The organism is Streptomyces sp. E2N166 (genome assembly GCF_003671715.1).
GTDB classification, from domain to species: Bacteria; Actinomycetota; Actinomycetes; order Streptomycetales; family Streptomycetaceae; genus Streptomyces; species Streptomyces thinghirensis.
Genome location: NZ_RAIF01000012.1, coordinates 658,320 through 675,772 on the forward strand (window position 1 = coordinate 658,320; position 17,453 = coordinate 675,772).

At 72.0% G+C, this 17,453-nt stretch carries 18 protein-coding genes and 1 pseudogene; 12 read left to right on the top strand and 7 right to left on the bottom strand.

Annotated elements, in window-relative coordinates; all coding sequences use genetic code 11:
• The first annotated feature begins 36 nt into the window (after window positions 1-36).
• A complete protein-coding gene (locus EBH09_RS10775) occupies window positions 37-885 on the top strand; it encodes a DUF4429 domain-containing protein (RefSeq protein ID WP_121746771.1) in 849 nt (282 codons plus the stop codon).
• On the opposite strand, the gene EBH09_RS10780 is transcribed toward EBH09_RS10775, so the two are convergent.
• Both EBH09_RS10780 and EBH09_RS10785 read right to left on the bottom strand, forming a co-directional pair.
• On the bottom strand, window positions 886-1,902 hold the full coding sequence (locus tag EBH09_RS10780) for an aldo/keto reductase (RefSeq protein WP_121746772.1): 1,017 nt from the start codon (window positions 1,900-1,902) through the stop codon (window positions 886-888). It lies immediately after the preceding gene.
• Entirely contained in the window at window positions 1,899-2,384 is a 486-nt protein-coding gene (locus EBH09_RS10785) for a MerR family transcriptional regulator (protein ID WP_193776229.1), read from the bottom strand. The genes EBH09_RS10780 and EBH09_RS10785 overlap by 4 nt, the downstream gene beginning before the upstream one ends.
• Window positions 2,385-2,592: 208 nt before the next feature.
• On the opposite strand from EBH09_RS10785, the gene EBH09_RS10790 reads away from it, so the two are divergent.
• Entirely contained in the window at window positions 2,593-3,417 is an 825-nt protein-coding gene (locus EBH09_RS10790; RefSeq protein ID WP_121746773.1) for a serine hydrolase domain-containing protein, read from the top strand.
• Here the strand turns inward: EBH09_RS10790 and EBH09_RS10795 are convergent.
• Window positions 3,414-4,064, bottom strand: a complete 651-nt coding sequence (locus tag EBH09_RS10795) for a pirin family protein (RefSeq protein WP_121747341.1) — start codon at window positions 4,062-4,064, stop codon at window positions 3,414-3,416. The two genes, EBH09_RS10790 and EBH09_RS10795, sit on opposite strands and share 4 nt — an antisense overlap.
• A gap of 83 nt (window positions 4,065-4,147) precedes the next feature.
• Here EBH09_RS10795 and fasR point away from each other — a divergent pair, with 83 nt between their 5' ends.
• The 5 genes from fasR to EBH09_RS10820 all read left to right on the top strand — a co-directional run bounded on the left by fasR (window position 4,148) and on the right by EBH09_RS10820 (window position 9,124).
• A complete protein-coding gene (gene fasR, locus EBH09_RS10800) occupies window positions 4,148-5,332 on the top strand; it encodes a fatty acid biosynthesis transcriptional regulator FasR (protein WP_121746774.1) in 1,185 nt (394 codons plus the stop codon).
• Window positions 5,333-5,421: 89 nt separating this feature from the next.
• Window positions 5,422-6,351, top strand: coding sequence for an ACP S-malonyltransferase (locus EBH09_RS10805; RefSeq protein WP_121746775.1), 930 nt, complete (start codon window positions 5,422-5,424; stop codon window positions 6,349-6,351).
• 16 nt (window positions 6,352-6,367) lie between these two features.
• Window positions 6,368-7,399 carry a ketoacyl-ACP synthase III gene (locus EBH09_RS10810; protein WP_121746776.1) on the top strand — a complete coding sequence of 344 codons (1,032 nt, stop codon included), beginning with the start codon at window positions 6,368-6,370 and terminating at the stop codon, window positions 7,397-7,399.
• A gap of 102 nt (window positions 7,400-7,501) precedes the next feature.
• Window positions 7,502-7,750, top strand: a complete 249-nt coding sequence (locus tag EBH09_RS10815; protein WP_121746777.1) for an acyl carrier protein — start codon at window positions 7,502-7,504, stop codon at window positions 7,748-7,750.
• Between the two features lie 87 nt (window positions 7,751-7,837).
• Entirely contained in the window at window positions 7,838-9,124 is a 1,287-nt protein-coding gene (locus EBH09_RS10820) for a beta-ketoacyl-[acyl-carrier-protein] synthase family protein (RefSeq protein ID WP_121746778.1), read from the top strand.
• A gap of 83 nt (window positions 9,125-9,207) precedes the next feature.
• Here the strand turns inward: EBH09_RS10820 and EBH09_RS10825 are convergent, their stop codons facing one another.
• Window positions 9,208-9,702, bottom strand: coding sequence for a DUF3145 domain-containing protein (locus EBH09_RS10825; RefSeq protein ID WP_121746779.1), 495 nt, complete (start codon window positions 9,700-9,702; stop codon window positions 9,208-9,210).
• Between the two features lie 256 nt (window positions 9,703-9,958).
• Here EBH09_RS10825 and EBH09_RS10830 point away from each other — a divergent pair, with 256 nt between their 5' ends.
• From EBH09_RS10830 to EBH09_RS10840, 3 genes are all read left to right on the top strand, one after another.
• The gene (locus tag EBH09_RS10830) at window positions 9,959-10,891 is read left to right on the top strand and encodes an SGNH/GDSL hydrolase family protein (protein ID WP_121746780.1); all 933 of its coding nucleotides are present in this window, start codon (window positions 9,959-9,961) and stop codon (window positions 10,889-10,891) included.
• A gap of 49 nt (window positions 10,892-10,940) precedes the next feature.
• Window positions 10,941-11,927 (top strand): aldose epimerase family protein, encoded by a 987-nt coding sequence (locus EBH09_RS10835; protein WP_121746781.1) that lies wholly within the window; start codon window positions 10,941-10,943, stop codon window positions 11,925-11,927.
• A 289-nt stretch (window positions 11,928-12,216) separates the two neighbouring features.
• Complete coding sequence (locus EBH09_RS10840; protein ID WP_193776230.1) at window positions 12,217-13,554, top strand: pyroglutamyl peptidase; 1,338 nt, start codon at window positions 12,217-12,219, stop codon at window positions 13,552-13,554.
• On the opposite strand, the gene EBH09_RS10845 is transcribed toward EBH09_RS10840, so the two are convergent.
• Window positions 13,508-14,350 (bottom strand): EI24 domain-containing protein, encoded by an 843-nt coding sequence (locus EBH09_RS10845; RefSeq protein WP_121746782.1) that lies wholly within the window; start codon window positions 14,348-14,350, stop codon window positions 13,508-13,510. The two genes, EBH09_RS10840 and EBH09_RS10845, sit on opposite strands and share 47 nt — an antisense overlap.
• 134 nt (window positions 14,351-14,484) lie before the next feature.
• On the opposite strand from EBH09_RS10845, the gene EBH09_RS10850 reads away from it, so the two are divergent.
• Window positions 14,485-15,651, top strand: a complete 1,167-nt coding sequence (locus tag EBH09_RS10850) for a serine hydrolase domain-containing protein (protein WP_121746783.1) — start codon at window positions 14,485-14,487, stop codon at window positions 15,649-15,651.
• Window positions 15,652-15,664: 13 nt separating this feature from the next.
• On the opposite strand, the gene EBH09_RS10855 is transcribed toward EBH09_RS10850, so the two are convergent.
• Entirely contained in the window at window positions 15,665-16,084 is a 420-nt protein-coding gene (locus EBH09_RS10855) for an organic hydroperoxide resistance protein (RefSeq protein WP_121746784.1), read from the bottom strand.
• 128 nt (window positions 16,085-16,212) lie between these two features.
• Entirely contained in the window at window positions 16,213-17,235 is a 1,023-nt protein-coding gene (locus EBH09_RS10860) for an NADP-dependent oxidoreductase (RefSeq protein WP_121746785.1), read from the bottom strand.
• Between the two features lie 101 nt (window positions 17,236-17,336).
• Here EBH09_RS10860 and EBH09_RS10865 point away from each other — a divergent pair.
• Window positions 17,337-17,453, top strand: a pseudogene (locus tag EBH09_RS10865) (MarR family transcriptional regulator); the annotation flags it as partial.

Below are 17,453 nucleotides of genomic sequence, written 5' to 3' on the forward strand. Positions count from 1 at the left end.
GGGACGGAGGAGCTCGTGCCGCATACGATGAGCCGCATGGGTGACGTACTGGCCGGATTTCATGCCGCCTGGGAGTTCGAGTCCGACTCCGTGCTCATCCGCTACGAACGGGGGATTCGAACACCCAAGCTGTTCCAGGCGCTGGGGGAACGCCGCGTCCCCCTGGAGGCGATCGCCGGGGTGACGCTCACGCCCGGCAGGCGGGGCACCGTCGTGCTGCGCCTGGAGCCGCGCCCGGGCGCCGATCCGCTGATGGAGGCGGCGGCCGGACAGCTGAAGGAGGGCAGCGACCCGTACCGGCTGGTGCTGCCCGCCGAGCGGGAGACGCTCGCGGAGTACTACGCCGACGAGCTGCGCGGCCTGCTGAGCGAGTCCGGCAAGACCGAGCGGTACCTGGTTCCGGCGCCCGAGGCACCGCTGCACTTCAAGGCCTACGACGGCAAGGCGACCTTCGACGGGACGTCGGTGACGTTCCGGTGGTTCTGGACGGGCGCGTCGTCGGCGAAGTGGAAGGCCGGCGACCAGACCTTCCCGGTCGCCGGCCTGGGCGGGGTGGAGTGGCGGTCCCCCGAGATGTTCGAGGGATATCTGCGGCTGCTGCCGCGGGACGCCGCGGCGGTCGCTCCGCAGGCCGACCAGGACCCCGCTTCGGTCGTGTTCGGACTCGGATACGGGCCGGTGCACGAGTCACTGCCGTTCGCGGCGGCGGTGCTGGCGGCGGTGCGGGACCGCGGCCCGGCGGTGCCGGTCCCGGTGCCCGCTCCTCGGCGTGACCCCGCGGACATCGCCGAGCGGATCCGGCACCTCGGGGAGTTGCATCAGGCGGGGCTGGTCACGGACGAGGAGTTCTCCTCGAAGAAGGCGGAGTTGCTGGCGGAGCTGTGACTACTCACGTCCGGCGGACGTGAACGACATGTCCGCGTAGCGGTCCCCCGCCACCTTGTCCGCGATCGGCTCCAGCAGGGACAGCTCCTGCTCGGTGAGGACGATCCGCGTCGCACCCGCGTTCTCCGCCACCCGCGTCGGCTTCCGGGTGCCCGGGATCGGGATCACCGCCAGGTCGTGCACCCGCGCCCGCTGCTGGGCCCAGGCCAGGGCGATCTGGCCGAGGGTGGCGTCGTGGGCCTCGGCGACCGTGCGGACCGGGTCGAGCAGGGCCGCGTTGGCCGCCGCGTTGCCGCCGGTGAAGCGGGGCTGCTGCCGGCGGAAGTCGCCGGCCGTGAGGTCCTGGTCGGCGTCGGCGAAGGCGCCCGTGAGGAAGCCCCGGCCGAGCGGCGAGTACGGGACGAGGGCCACGCCGAGTTCGCGGGCGGCCGGCACCACGCCCGCCTCGATGTCCCGGCTGAACAGCGACCACTCCGACTGCACGGCGGCGATCGGATGCACCGTCCGTGCGGCCCGCAGCTCGTCGCCCGTCACCTCGCTCAGCCCGAGGTGCTTCACCTTGCCCTCGCGGACCAGGTCCGCCATGACGGCGACGGTCTCCTCGACCGGTACGTTCACGTCGCGCCGGTGCATGTAGTAGAGGTCGATCACGTCGACGCCCAGCCGGCGCAGGCTCGCCTCGACCGCCCTGCGGATGTACGGCGGGTCGTTGCGGATGATCCGCTTCGTCGGATCGTCCGGCGGGATCGACAGGGCGAACTTGGTCGCGATGACGACCTCGTCGCGGTGGGCCTTGAAGAACGGCGACAGGAACCGCTCGTTCTCACCGGCGCCGTACGCGTCGGCCGTGTCGTAGAGCGTGACGCCCAGCTCCAGCGCCCGTTCCAGGGTCGCCCGCGACGCGTCGCCGTCCGACGGGCCGTATCCGAAGCTCATGCCCATGCAGCCGAGACCCTGGACACCCACCTCCGGGCCGTCGTCGCCGAGCCGCACCGTCGGGATCCTGCTGTCGGTCATCGGGTCCTCTCTCCTTCACGGGCGCGTCCGGCGTCCCCGTAGAAGCTGATCTTCCGGTCCAGTACGGCGAGGGTGTCCCGCAGCTCGGCCATCCGCGTCAGCACGTCGCGGCGCGTGGACTCCAGCAGTTCCCGCCGGTCGAGGTAGGTGCTCTCGCCCTCGCGCACCAGCTCCGCGTACCGGACCATGTCGGCGACCGGCATGCCGGTCAGGCGCAGTTTGCCGACGAAGTCGAGCCAGTCCAGGTCGCGGTTGCTGTAGCGGCGCTGCCCGGTGTGCGAGCGGTCGATGTGGGACATCAGGCCGATCCGCTCGTACCAGCGCAGCGTGTGGGCGGTCAGGCCGGTGAAGGCGACGACCTCGCTGATGGTGTAGTGGTCCTGCCCGTCGGGGCGCGGGTGGCGCCGGGGCGGGGCGGAGCAGATGTCTGTTCTGGTGGCGTTCGGCCCGAGGGTCCCGGCAGTGGTCTGCATCACCGTCATGCGCTCCACGCTATGGCCTTGGAGTGCACTCCAAGCAAGCGGCCAAGGTGAGAAGGCGGCGGTGAGAGCGCAGCCCAGGGAATCCGCGGGACACACGGCGGCCGGCCACCGCGGTCGGCCGGCGGATCAGACCGCAGGTGAGCGCCGGCGCCTCAGCAGGCCCCGCGACCCCGGAAGGAACCGAACGACACCCCCTAAGCTCGGTGGCATGTCCTTGAAGAGCCTCGCGTTGATCGAGAACTGGCCGGTTCCCACCGCCGCGGCGGGTGTCGTACGAGCCGACGGCACGATCCTGGGAATCCACGGCCCGGTCGGGCAGCGGTTTCCCCTCGCCTCGGTCACCAAGCCGCTCGCGGCGTACGCGGCACTCGTCGCGTACGAGGAGGGCGCCGTCGAGCTGGACGAGCCCGCCGGTCCCGCCGGGTCGACGGTCCGTCACCTGCTCGCGCACACCTCGGGTCTGGCCTTCGACGAGCACCGGGTGACCGCCCCGCCCGGGGAGCGCCGGCTGTACTCCAACGCCGGTTTCGAGCAGCTCGGCGACCACATCGCGAAGGCGGCGGACATCCCGTTCGCCGAGTACGCGCGGCAGGCCGTGCTGGAGCCGCTGGGCATGACGGCCACCACCCTCGACGGCTCCCCCGCGAAGGACGGGGTGTCCACGGTCGAGGACCTGCTGCACTTCGCGGCCGAGTCGCAGGCGCCGCGACTGCTGGACCCGCGCACGGTCGCCGAGGCGATGTCGGTGCAGTACCCGGGGACGAAGGGTGTGCTGCCGGGCTACGGGCACCAGAACCCCAACGACTGGGGACTGGGCTTCGAGATCCGCGACTCCAAGTCCCCGCACTGGACGGGCGCGTCGTCCTCTCCGCGCACGTTCGGGCACTTCGGTCAGTCCGGTACGTTCCTGTGGATCGACCCCGACGCCCGGCTCGCCTGCGTGGCGCTCACCGACCGGGCGTTCGGCCCCTGGGCGGCCGAGGTGTGGCCGCCCTTCACGGACGCGGTGCTCGCCGAGGCCGCCGAGGTCTAGGACATCTCCCAGAGGAGCAGCTCGGCCTGTGTCACCGCCACCGCGTCCACGCCGTCGGCGTCCGTGACGCGGGCCGCGTCGCCCGGGCCCAGCTCCTCGCCGTCCAGGCGTACGTCGCCGCGCACGACGTGGACGTAGACGTACGCCCCGTCCGGTACCGCCGTCCGCTCCCCCGCCGTCAGGCGGCGCACGTGCAGCATCGCGCCCGCCTCGGGGACGGCGTACGGGGTGGAGTCGGCGATGCCGCGGACGATCTCGTAGGCGGGGTCGCCGCCGGGGTCGCGTGGGGCCAGCCACATCTGGACGAAGGTCAGGGGCGCGGCGCCGTCGTTGCGCTCGACGTGGCGGACGCCGCCCGCCGAGCTGAGGCGTTGTACGTCCCCGGCCCGCACGGTCGTCTCGTGGCCCGCGGTGTCGCGGTGGGTCAGTTCCCCCTCGGCCACCCACGTGACGATCTCGGTGTGGCTGTGCGGGTGCTCGTCGAAGCCGGCGCCGGGCGCGAGGCGCTCCTCGTTGCAGGCGATCAGCGCCCCGAAGCGCAGGTTGCCGGGGTCGTAGTGGGGTCCGAAGGAGAAGGCGTGCCGCGACTCGATGCCGGCCGCCGCGTCGCCTCCGGGGTAGCGCTCGTCGGCGCGCCGTACGTCCATCACGTCGTCCACCGTAGACCCGGCGACACGCTCCCCCGTCCCGATAAGGCAGTCTTGTCCACGTGCCCGAACCCGAAACAAGCATGCCCGAGCCCGGGGCGCACGCCGTCCACCCGCACACCGCGACCCTGAAGAGGCTGGAGCAGTCCTCCGGGTCGCTCGCCGCGCAGGCCATCGCGCGGATGGACGAGACGCTGCCGTGGTACCGGGCCATGCCACCGGAGAACCGCTCCTGGATCGGGCTGGTGGCCCAGGCGGGCATCGCCGCCTTCACCGAGTGGTTCCGGCGCCCGGACGCCCCCCAGGCCATCTCCACCGACGTCTTCGGCACCGCGCCGCGCGAGCTGACCCGGGCGATCACGCTGCGGCAGACCGTCGAGATGGTGCGGACCACGATCGAGGTCATGGAGTCCGCGATCGACGAGGTCGCCGCCCCGGGCGACGAGTCGGTGCTGCGCGAGGCGCTGCTCGTGTACGCCCGGGAGATCGCCTTCGCCACCGCCCAGGTGTACGCGCAGGCCGCCGAGGCACGCGGTGCCTGGGACGCGCGACTGGAGTCCCTGGTCGTGAACGCCGTGCTCAGCGGGGAAGCCGACGAGGGGGCCGTGTCCCGGGCCGCCGCCCTGGGCTGGAACTCGCCCGAGCACGTGTGCGTGGTGCTGGGCACCGCTCCCGACGGTGACTCCGAACTGACCGTGGAGGCCATCCGGCGCGCGGCCCGGCACGCCAAGCTCCAGGTGCTGACCGGGGTGCTCGGGGACCGGCTGGTGGTGATCGCGGGCGGCAGCGACAACCCACTGGCGGTCGCGAAGTCGCTGATCGGGCCGTTCGCGCAGGGCGCCGTGGTGGCCGGTCCGGTGGTGCCGGACCTGCTGGCCGCGACCCGGTCCGCGCAGGCCGCCGCGGCCGGGCTCAAGGCGTGCACCGCCTGGCCGGACGCGCCGCGCCCGGTGCTGGCGGACGATCTGCTGCCGGAGCGCGCGATCGCCTCCGACCCTTCGGCCCGCGTGCAGTTGGTGGAGGAGATCTACAGACCACTGGAGGAGGCCGGGGCCGCGCTGCTGGAGACGCTGAGCGTCTATCTGGAACAGGCGAGCAGTCTTGAGGGCGCCGCCCGGATGCTCTTCGTTCACCCGAACACCGTGCGCTACCGGCTCCGACGTGTGACTGACGTCACCGGATGGTCACCCTCTGATGTACGGTCTGCGTTCACACTGCGGATCGCGCTCATCCTGGGGCGTCTGGCCGATGGAGATCAGCAACTCTAAGCTTTTGTCGGGGGTCCACAAAACCCCCTCGTGTTCTTCGTCCTTGTCCCCACGGGCGGTCGTGGCCGTCCTCAAGAGAGAGTGTGAGAGTGCTCGTACTCGTCGCTCCCGGCCAGGGCGCCCAGACGCCCGGCTTCCTGACTGACTGGCTCGCCCTTCCCGGTGCCGCGGACCGCGTCGCCGCGTGGTCCGACGCCATCGGACTCGATCTCGCCCACTTCGGCACGAAGGCCGACGCGGACGAGATCCGTGACACGTCCGTGGCGCAGCCGCTGCTCGTGGCCGCCGGAATCCTCTCCGCCGCGGCACTCGGTGACATGGCCGAGATCGCGCCGGGCGCGGTGGCGGGCCACAGCGTCGGCGAGATCACCGCCGCCGCGTTCGCGGGCGTCCTCGACGACTCCGCCGCGCTGACCCTCGTACGCCGTCGGGGCCTGGCCATGGCCGAGGCCGCCGCGGTCACCGAGACCGGGATGTCGGCGCTGCTCGGCGGCGACCCCGAGGTGAGCGTGGCGCATCTGGAGAAGCTCGGCCTGACCCCGGCGAACGTGAACGGCGCCGGTCAGATCGTGGCGGCCGGCACCATGGAGCAGCTGGCCGCGCTGAACGACGACAAGCCCGAGGGCGTGCGCAAGGTCGTCCCGCTGAAGGTGGCCGGCGCGTTCCACACGCACCACATGGCGCCCGCGGTGGACAAGCTCGCCGAGGCCGCGAAGGCCCTCACGCCGGCCGACCCGAAGGTGACGTACGTCTCCAACAAGGACGGGCGGCCCGTCGCCACCGGCGCCGAGGTGCTGGAGCGCCTCGTCGGCCAGGTCGCCAACCCGGTCCGCTGGGACCGGTGCATGGAGACGTTCAAGGAGCTGGGCGTCACCGCGTTGATCGAGGTGTGCCCGGGCGGCACGCTGACCGGGCTGGCCAAGCGCGCGCTGCCCGGGGTGAAGACGCTGGCCCTCAAGACACCCGCCGACCTCGACGCGGCTCGCGAGCTCGTCGCCGAGCACGGCCGGCAGGCCTGACAAGGAGCGCGAGAGCATGTCGAAGATCAAGCCCAGCAAGGGCGCCCCGTACGCACGCATCCTCGGCGTCGGCGGATACCGCCCGACCCGGGTCGTGCCGAACGAGGTGATCCTCGAGACGATCGACTCGTCCGACGAGTGGATCCGCTCGCGCTCCGGCATCGAGACGCGGCACTGGGCGTCGCCCGAGGAGACCGTCGCCGCGATGTCGATCGAGGCGTCCGGCAAGGCGATCGCGGACGCCGGCATCGACGCCTCGCGGATCGGCGCCGTGGTCGTGTCCACCGTGTCGCACTTCAGCCAGACCCCGGCCGTCGCCACCGAGATCGCCGACAAGCTCGGCACCGACAAGGCCGCGGCCTTCGACATCTCGGCGGGCTGCGCGGGCTTCGGCTACGGACTGACCCTCGCCAAGGGCATGATCGTCGAGGGCTCGGCGGAGTACGTCCTGGTCATCGGCGTGGAGCGGCTCTCGGACCTGACCGACCTGGAGGACCGGGCCACGGCCTTCCTGTTCGGCGACGGCGCCGGCGCGGTCGTGGTCGGCCCGTCGCAGGAGCCGGCGATCGGCCCGACCGTCTGGGGCTCGGAGGGCGACAAGTCCGAGACGATCAAGCAGACGGTGCCGTGGGACCGCTTCCGGATCGGCGACGTCTCCGAACTGCCCCTCGACAGCGAGGGCAACGTCAAGTTTCCTGCGATCACGCAGGAGGGCCAGGCGGTCTTCCGCTGGGCCGTGTTCGAGATGGCGAAGGTCGCCCAGCAGGCGCTGGACGCGGCCGGGATCAGCCCGGACGACCTGGACGTCTTCATCCCGCACCAGGCCAACGTGCGGATCATCGACTCGATGGTGAAGACACTGAAGCTGCCGGAGCACGTCATGGTGGCCCGTGACATCCGCACCACCGGCAACACCTCGGCCGCCTCGATTCCGCTCGCGATGGAGCGGCTCCTGGCGACCGGCGAGGCCAAGAGCGGCGACACCGCGCTCGTCATCGGCTTCGGGGCGGGTCTCGTCTACGCCGCGACGGTCGTTACCCTCCCCTAGGCACTCCGTGCCGGATCACGAGGTCCGGAACGGAGACCAGCAACACCTGCCGCTGACGCGGCGGGCCGCCACACCCTCTGAAAACAACGAAGGAGCGCCATCATGGCCGCCACTCAGGAAGAGATCGTCGCCGGTCTCGCCGAGATCGTGAACGAGATCGCCGGCATCCCGGTTGAGGACGTCCAGCTGGACAAGTCCTTCACCGACGACCTGGACGTCGACTCGCTGTCCATGGTCGAGGTCGTCGTCGCCGCCGAAGAGCGCTTCGACGTCAAGATCCCGGACGAGGACGTCAAGAACCTCAAGACGGTCGGCGACGCGACCGACTACATCCTCAAGCACCAGAGCTGATCACCCGATCACTGCCTCTGGGCTGACTGCCCCGCCACCCGGCGGTGGCGCCGTACGAATCCGTATCCCGTTGGAGAAAGAATTCCCGTGAGCTCGACCAATCGCACCGTGGTCGTCACCGGTATCGGCGCAACCACACCGCTGGGTGGCGACGCAGCCTCTACCTGGGAAGGCCTGGTCGCCGGCAGGTCCGGCGTCAAGCCCCTGGAGCAGGAGTGGGCCGCCGACCAGGCCGTCCGCATCGCCGCACCGGTCGCCGTGGACCCCTCCGAGGTCATCCCGCGGCCCCAGGCCCGCCGACTGGACCGTTCGGCCCAGTTCGCGCTGATCGCCGCGCAGGAGGCGTGGAAGGACGCCGGTTTCACCGGCAAGGCCGGCGAGGCCGCCGAGGGTGAGGGCGCCGGCATCGACCCCGACCGGCTCGGCGCGGTCATCGCCTCCGGCATCGGTGGCGTGACGACCCTGCTCGACCAGTACGACGTGCTCAAGGAGAAGGGCGTCCGCCGCGTCTCCCCGCACACCGTCCCCATGCTGATGCCGAACGGCCCGTCGGCCAACGTGGGCCTCGCCGTGGGCGCCCGGGCGGGCGTGCACACGCCGGTCTCCGCCTGCGCGTCGGGCGCCGAGGCCATCGGCTACGCCATCGAGATGATCCGCACCGGCCGCGCCGACGTCGTCGTCGCGGGTGGCACGGAGGCGGCGATCCACCCGCTGCCCATCGCCGCGTTCGGCAACATGATGGCGATGTCCAAGAACAACGACGACCCGCAGGGCGCCTCCCGCCCCTTCGACACGGGCCGCGACGGCTTCGTCCTCGGTGAGGGCGCCGGCGTCCTCGTCCTGGAGTCCGCCGAGCACGCCGCGGCACGCGGTGCCCGCGTCTACGCGGAGGCGGTCGGCCAGGGCATCTCCGCCGACAGCCACGACATCGTGCAGCCGGAGCCGGAGGGCCGCGGTATCTCGCACGCCCTGCAGCACCTGCTGGACAACACCGACCTGAACCCGGCCGAGATCGTGCACGTCAACGCGCACGCCACCTCGACGCCGGCCGGCGACATCGCCGAGCTGAAGGCGCTGCGCAAGGTCCTCGGCGACGACGTCGACCACATGGCGGTCTCCGGCACCAAGTCGATGACCGGTCACCTCCTCGGTGGCGCGGGCGGCGTGGAGTCCGTCGCGACGGTGCTCGCCCTGTACCACCGGGTGGCGCCGCCGACCATCAACGTCGAGAACCTCGACCCCGAGGCCGAGGCCGCCGCGGACATCGTCCGGGGCGAGGCCCGGAAGCTGCCCGTCGAGGGCCGGATCGCCGCGCTGAACGACTCGTTCGGCTTCGGCGGCCACAACGTGGTGCTGGCGTTCCGCACAGTCTGAGCCACATCCGTACGTATGTGAAGGGCCCCCACCGGCCGGTGGGGGCCCTTCACGCGTCGGAGCGGCGGATGCCGGGGAAAAGCTCAGACCACCTGGTGCAGCCAGCGGACCGGGGCGCCCTCGCCCGCGTAGCGGAAGGGCTCCAGTTCGTCGTCCCAGGGCTTGCCGAGGAGCTTGGCGATGTCGGACTCCAGGTCCGTCTCGCCGCGCTGGGAGCGGACCAGGGCGGCGCGCAGCCGGTCCTCGGGGATGAGGATGTCGCCGTGGATGCCGGTGACGGCGTGGAAGATGCCGAGGTCGGGGGTGCAGCTGTAGCGCTCGCCCTCGGCGTTCGCGGACGGCTCCGCGGTGACCTCGAAGCGCAGCAGCTGCCAGCCGCGCAGTGCGGAGGCGAGCTTGGAGGCGGTGCCGGCCTGGCCCTGCCAGGAGAACTCCGAGCGCCAGGTGCCGGGCGCGGCGGGCTGCCGGATCCAGTCCAGGCCGACGCGTGTGCCGAGCACCCCGGCGATGGCCCACTCGACGTGCGGGCAGAGCGCGCGCGGCGCGGAGTGCACGTACAGAACTCCACGTGTCGTCACCGGAACCTCCGGGCTGAGCGGGACATCTCGGAACGGGCGGAACGGTCGCGGCCGGGCGGGCCGCTTGATGGCGAGGCTACCGTGCGACGGAGCAAGGAGTGTGACGTACCGTCGGTCCCGGTGCCGACAAACCTCTGCCATTCACCCGGCAGGACGCTTGTACGGGTGTGAGCCGTTGCATCTCCGCCCTCGGGAACCCTGGCGCGTTGCCATGGGTTGAGGACGTTGGAGGCACGAGGCGAGGGGTGGGACCGGTATGGGTCAGCGGACGGGCCGGCGAACGCCTGTCGGACGTGGACGTTCGCGTGTCGGTCGTCGCCGTCCGCGTGCCGCACTCGCCGTTCTGACCGCCGCCGTCCTGGGCGTGACCGGCTGCGACGCCGTGGGCGGTGGCTCCGCCGCCCCGTCCCCCTCCGCGTCGAAGCGGCCGAAGCCCACCCCTGCCTGGGACACGAGCCCCGACTCGGTCGCCGCCGTGGGCGACTCCATCACGCGCGGCTTCGACGCCTGCTCGGTCCTGTCGGACTGCCCGGAGGTCTCGTGGGCGACCGGCGGCAGCGCCGAGGTCGACAGTCTCGCCGTGCGGCTGCTGGGGAAGGCGGAAGCGGCCGAGCGGAGCTGGAACCACGCGGTCACCGGAGCCCGGATGGCCGACCTGACCGGGCAGATGACCCGGGCGGCGGCGCGGAAGCCGGAGCTGGTCGCGGTGATGGTCGGGGCGAACGACGCCTGCCGGGCCACGACCTCGGCGATGACGTCGGTGACCGACTTCCGGAACGGGTTCGAGGAGGCCATGGGCACGCTGCGCAAGAAGCTGCCCAAGGCGCAGGTGTACGTGGCGAGCATCCCGGATCTGAAGCGGCTCTGGTCGCAGGGGCGCACCAACCCGCTGGGCAAGCAGGTGTGGAAGCTGGGCATCTGCCCGTCGATGCTGGGCGACGCGGACTCCCTGGACTCGGCGGCGACGCTGCGGCGGAACACCGTGCGGGACCGGGTGGAGGACTACAACGAGGTGCTGCGGGAGGTCTGCGCGAAGGACCGGCTGTGCCGCACCGACGGCGGCGCGGTGCACGAGTACCGGTTCGGGACCGGCCAGCTGAGCCGCTGGGACTGGTTCCACCCGAGTGTGGACGGCCAGGCCCGGCTGGCCGAGATCGCGTACCGCGCGGTCACCGCGAAACAGCCCTGACCCGGCCCGACCAGGGCTTGACCTGGGCGTGTGTCCTAGAGTTCCGCACATGAACGAACTTTTCGGCACACTTTCCGACGGCACCCCCGTCCACCGCTGGACCCTGGAGCGGGGCGGCGTGCGGGTACGGGTCCTGTCGTACGGCGGGATCGTGCAGTCGGCCGAGGTCCCGGACCGGGACGGGAACACCGCCGACGTGGTGCTGGGGTTCGCGGACCTGGACAGCTATGTGACGCACCCGGAGCCCTACTTCGGGGCGCTCGTGGGGCGGTACGCCAACCGGATCGCGGGCGGCCGTTTCCAGTTGGACGGGCGGACGTACGCGCTGGCGCTCAACAACGGGCCGAACTCGCTGCACGGCGGTGAGCGCGGCTTCGACAAGCGCGTGTGGGACGCGGAGCCGGCCGGGGACGGCACGCACGGCGTCCGGCTCAGCCGCGTCAGCCCGCACGGCGAGGAGGGGTTCCCGGGCCGGCTGGAGATCTCGGTGACGTACACGCTGGACGAGGCGGGTGCGCTGCGGATCGCGTACGAGGCGGTCACGGACGCGCCGACCGTGCTCAACCCGACGAACCACAGCTACTTCAACCTGGGCGGGCCGGGCTCCGGGCACGCGGGCGGCCATGAACTGCGGCTCGCCGCCTCCCGGATCACGCCGGTCGACGCCGACCTGATCCCGACGGGCCCCACGCGGGACGTGGCGGACACGCGCTTCGACTTCCGGCGGGCGCGCAAGGTCGGCTCCGGCTACGACCACAACCTCGTCCTCGACAAGGGCGTGACGGACACCGCCGTGGAGGTCGCCGAGCTGTACGACCCGGCGTCGGGGCGTGTGCTGACGGTGGCGACGACCGAGCCCGGCCTCCAGCTGTACACCGCCGACCACCTGGGCGAGCCGTTCGCGCCCGGGGACGGCATCGCGCTGGAGACGCAGCACTTCCCGGACTCGCCGAACCGGCCGGAGTTCCCGAGCACGGTGCTGCGGCCGGGCGAGGTCTTCCGCTCGGAGACCGTGTACGGCTTCTCGGTGCGGTAGCCCGTACGGTCCTTTCGGTACTGAGCCCCGGCCCGGATGTCAGGTCCCGGGCCGGGGCTGTTCGTGGGGGCACGCCGTGAGCGGTCCCGAGTCAGACGGTAATCGCCCCGGTGACCCGGTGGTCCACCATCGGACGTCCGGTCACCGGTTCGTACGAACCCTTCACAAACGGCCCCGAGCCGGTCGCCACGGGCGGGTCGCCACGCGCCATGGCGCACGGCCCTTCCGTCACGGGATACTGCCGCCGTCCCACAGCGCACCCCACGGCGACGGAAGGACCTGGACTCCCTTGACACACATACGCGTTCGGATCGGCGTACTCGGACTGGCCCTGGTGGCGGGGCTCGCGGCCCCGGCGACGGCCACGGCGGCGCCCTTGGCCACCGCCTCCGCGCCGACCGTGGAGGAGCTGCGGCTCGACGGGGACGTGCCCCAGGAGATCCTGCGGCGCTCCGGATTCGCCTCGGCGGGACCGGCGTTCGCCCGCGGGCTCGGACGGGCGGACTCCTACCGCGAGGCGCGCCGCATCGTCGCGCGCGAGGGCTCGGCGCTGTGGCGGCGGGCCGTGGACCGGGTGCAGGGCCGGGGCCCGGCCCGCGGGGACCTCAGCCGGGACGACGACCGGCCGCTGTACTGGGCACGGCTCGGGATGACGCGGGAACTGCGGACCTGGGAACCGGAGTTCGGGCTGACCGGGCGGCAGCGGGCCGCGCTGCTCGGGGAACTGGAGCGCGCTTCGCGCGGCCAGAGCGACATCCGCCTGCCGCACGACCGACACGACCGACACGGCAGGGACGGCAAGGACGGCAAGGACGGCAAGGACGGCAGGGACATGAAGCGGGTGCTGCTCACCGGTTTCGACCCCTTCACCCTCGACCGCGACATCCGGATCTCCAACCCGTCCGGCGCCGCCGCGCTCGCCCTGGACGGCACGGTGATCGACACACCGGACGGGCCCGCCCGGGTGGAGACGGCCGTGTTCCCGGTGCGCTGGCGGGACTTCGCGGACGGGGCGGTGGAGCGCGCCCTGCGTCCGCACCTGCCGAGGGTGGATCTGTTCACGACCGTGAGCCAGGGCCGGGTCGGGCGATTCGACGTGGAGCGGACCAACGGGGCCTGGCGGGGCGGCTTCCCCGACAACGAGAACGTCTCCCGCACGGAGACGGTGCCCGTCCCGGACCCGGCCTCGCAGCCGCAGTGGACGACGACCACACTGCCGTACGAGGCGCTCACGGCCGCGGACACCGGGCGCTTCCCCGTGTACGACAACACGAGCGTGACCGAGATCCCGGCAGAAGGCACCGAGCCGGTCGTACGGCCGGACGGGCCCACGCCCGGTTCGACGGCCCGCTCCGGGGGCGGCGGGGACTACCTCTCCAACGAGATCGCCTACCGGGCGACCCTGCTGCGGGACCGGCTGGGGCTCGCCGCCGTCCTGCCGGGCGGGCACGTCCACACGCCGGTGCTGCAGTTCGGGGCCGGGAACACCGATCCGGCGACCGGGGCGGTCACCGATCCCGCGTTCGTGCGGAACCGGCTGGACATCGTGGCGCAGGTGCGGGCGATCGTGGCCGTGGCGGTCAGTGCCTCGGAACCGGACCGGCCGGGCGTGCCGGACCGGAGCTGACCGCCGGGTCGGCGGAGCCGCCGTCGGAGCGGTCGTCGCCGCCGTCGCGGGTCTCCTCGCCCAGCAGTTCGCGGGCGAGGAGCGTGGCGCCGGCGACCGCTCCCGGCATCAGGAACACCGCGACGAACGGCACCAGGAAGGAGACGCTCAGCGGTGTGCCGAAGCCCCAGACCAGCATCTTGCGGGAGCGCAGGAGGGCGAGGCGGTCGCGCAGTTCGACCCCGCGGCGCTGGAGGGCGACGGAGGCCAGTTCCTCGGTGAGGAAGAAGCCGGTGACGAAGAAGCCGATGACCGGGATCAGCGTCTGCCCGACGACCGGGATGAAGCCGAGGGCGAAGAGCAGGACCCCCCAGACGGCGGCGCGGAGAAGGATCCGGAGGCTGTCGCGGCCGGAGATCCACAGCTCGCGCCAGAGCGGCAGGTTCGACTCGGGAGTGGTGCCGTCCGGGGAGACGTCGCGGTCGACCCGCTCGGAGAGGCTCTCGTAGAAGGGCTGGCCGATCAGCAGCGTCACCGCGGTGAAGGTGAGGACGGCCAGGAGCAGGGCGAGGGCGAACAGGACGGCGGTGAGGAAGCCGCGGAACAGACCGAGCCAGGGGCTCGACCAGTCGTCGGCGAAGGGGGTCGCCCAGGCGACGAAGTCCGTGCCCCACAGCGCCAGCCCGACCAGGGCCGCCGCGTACAGCACCAGTGTGATCAGGCCCGGGACGAGCCCGAAGCCGTAACTCCTGCCGTGCCGGGCCACCCAGCGCTGGCCCTTGATGAGATGGCCGAATCCCGCCCCAAGATCGCGCATGGGCGGAACTCTACCGGTCGGCACCGACACCGCCGTGCCCCGTTGGAGCCGCGATTGAGTCGAACGCGCTCATCGCGCCGTACCGATCGGCGAACGGCCCCGCAGAGGTCCGCCGAGTTGGCGAGGAGAAGCGGATGACGCAGAAGATCCACGGCACCGTCGCCGACGGCTTCGAGGCGGTGCGTGAGGAGTTCGCGGCGGTCGTGGCCGGCGAACGGCCGGACTACGAGGGTCAGCTGTGCGCCCACGTCCACGGTCGCCGGGTCGTCGACCTGTGGACCGGCGACGGCGCGGACGCCGGCTCGCTGTACGGGGTGCACTCGGCCACCAAGGGCGCGGCCCACCTGGTGGTCGCCGTGCTGGTGCAGGAGGGCACCCTGGAGCTGGACCGCAGGGTGACCTACTACTGGCCGGAGTTCGCGGCCGAGGGCAAGGGCACGCTGACCCTGCGCGACCTGCTCGCGCACCGCGCGGGTGTGATCGGCACGGACACCGGATTCAGCACGGCGGAACTGGCCGACGACCGGGTGATCGCCGAACGCCTCGCCGACCAGCGTCCGTACTGGCGTCCCGGCGCGGCCTTCGGGTACCACGCGCTCGTCCTCGGCGCCCTGGCGGGCGAGGTGGTGCGCCGGGCCACCGGGCACACCCTCCAGGAGGTCTACGAGGACCGGGTCCGCGCCCCGCACCACCTGGACTTCCATCTCGGTCTGCCGGCCTCGCTCGACCACCGCTTCCGCACCGCGCAGGCGGTGATCCGCACCCCGGTGCAGCAGGTGGCGCCGGATCCGCTCCCGGACGGCCCGCACACGCTCGCCGCGATCGCCTTCAACCGCAACGCGGCGCACCCCACCGACCTGGAGACCCTGCCCAACGAGCCGGTCGTGCGCGCCCGGGGCCCGGCCTCCGTGGGCGGCGTGGCCTCGGCGCGCGGGCTGGCCGGGCTGTACGCGGCGGCCATCGGCGGACTGGACGGCAAGGCGCCGCTGCTGAAGCCGGACACGGTGGCGGAGTTCGGGCAGTTCCACTCGGTCGGTCACGACCTGGTGACCCGGACGCACCGCTCGTACGGCCTCGGCTTCGAGGCGACGGCGGACACCTGGCACCCGTTCCTGGGCGCCGGGGCGATCGGGCACAGCGGTGCGGGCGGCTGCCAGGCCTTCGGGGACCCGTTCAGCGGGCTGGCGTACGGGTACACCAGGCGCCGTTGCGCCTACCCGGGCGGGGCGGCGCCGGAGAACGGCCGGCTGGTGGCGGCGGTGCACGGTGCGGCGCTCGCGTGCGAGCGCCGCACCGTGTGAGACCGGGTGCCGGTCAGACGAGCGTCACGGTGATGTTGCCGCGGGTCGCCTTCGAGTACGGGCAGACCTGGTGGGCCTTCTCCACCAGCGACCGCGCGGTGGCGGCGTCCACCGAGGGGATCTCGGCGGAGATCTCGACGATGATCCCGAACCCGTCGTCGTTCTTGCCGATCCCGACCTTCGCGGTGACGGTCGAACCGGTGATGTCGGCACCCTCCTGGCGGGCCACCACGCCGAGCGCGCCCTGGAAGCAGGCGCTGTACCCGGCGGCGAACAGCTGCTCCGGGTTGGTGCCGGCGCCGTTGCCGCCCATCTCCTTGGGCGGGTTCACGACCAGGTCGAGCCTGCCGTCATCGGTGGCCACCCGTCCGTCGCGGCCGTTCTCGGCGGTGGCGACGGCGGTGTAGAGGACCTCGGACTGCTGAATCGGCATGCGGTTGTCTTCCTCCTCGGTCCGCCGTGACTCGCGCCCACGATCACGACGGATTTCGGAAAGACGCTACCGCATGCCGGAAACTGCGGGAAGGCCTGCCCTTCCCCGGGGAAAGCTGGAGCAGGGGCTCAGAGCTTGACGATCATCTTGCCGGTGTTGTCGCCGCGCAGGACGCCGAGGAAGGCCTCCAGGTTGTTCTCGATGCCCTCGACGACCGTCTCGCGGTACTTCAGCTCGCCGGAGCGGACCCAGGGGCCGACCTCCTGGACGAACTGCGGCTGGAGGTCGTAGTGGTCGCCGACCAGGAAGCCCTCGATGCGGCCGCGGGTCTGGATCAGACGGGCGAGGTTCTTCGGGCCGGGGGCGGGCTCGGTGTTGTTGTAGACGGAGATCGCTCCGCAGATCGCGATGCGGCCGTTCAGGTTGAGGGAGCCTACGGCGGCCTCCAGGTGGTCGCCGCCCACGTTGTCGAAGTAGACGTCGATGCCGTCCGGGGCGGCGGCGCGCAGCTGCTCGCTCACCGGGCCGTCCTTGTAGTTGAAGGCGGCGTCGAAGCCGTACTCGTCGACGAGCAGCTTGACCTTCTCGGCCGAGCCGGCGGAGCCGATGACCCGGGCCGCGCCCTTGAGCTTGGCGATCTGCCCGACCTGGCTGCCGACGGCACCGGCCGCGCCGGAGACGAACACCGTGTCGCCCTCCTTGAGCGCGGCGACGCGCAGCAGGCCGGCGTAGGCGGTGAGCCCCGTCATGCCGAGCACGCCGAGGTACGTCGACAGCGGCGCCGCCTCCGGGTCCACCTTGACGGCGTTCTTCGCGTCCATGGCGGCGTACTCGCGCCAGCCGAAGAAGTGCAGGACGTGGTCGCCCACGGCGAAGCCGTCGGCGTTGGAGGCGACGACCTCGCCGACCGCGCCGCCCAGCATGGGCTTGCCCAGTTCGTAGGGGTCGGCATAGGACTTGGCGGCGCTCATGCGGCCGCGCATGTAGGGGTCGACGGAGACGAACAGGTTGCGCACCAGCACCTGACCGTCACCCGGGGTGGGGACCTCCGCCTCGACGAGGGCGAAGTCCTCGGGCTTGGGCCAGCCGACCGGGCGGCTGACCAGGTGCCATTCGCGGTTGACGGTGGGCAGGGCGGGGGAGTCGCTCATGGGGGCACCTTTCCTGGCGCTCGCGAGGGATGTTTCAGGCTCTGAAACAACCATGCGGCTGAACATTTCAGGTTGTCAAACAAATGGGTACCCTGGATTCCATGGCCACACCACGCGACACGACCCGCCGACCCGACGCGCTCACCCTCGAAGTCGTCGAGCTGATCGGCGAGGTCGTGGCCCGCTTCCACGCCGACTACGAGGAGGCGGCCGCGGAA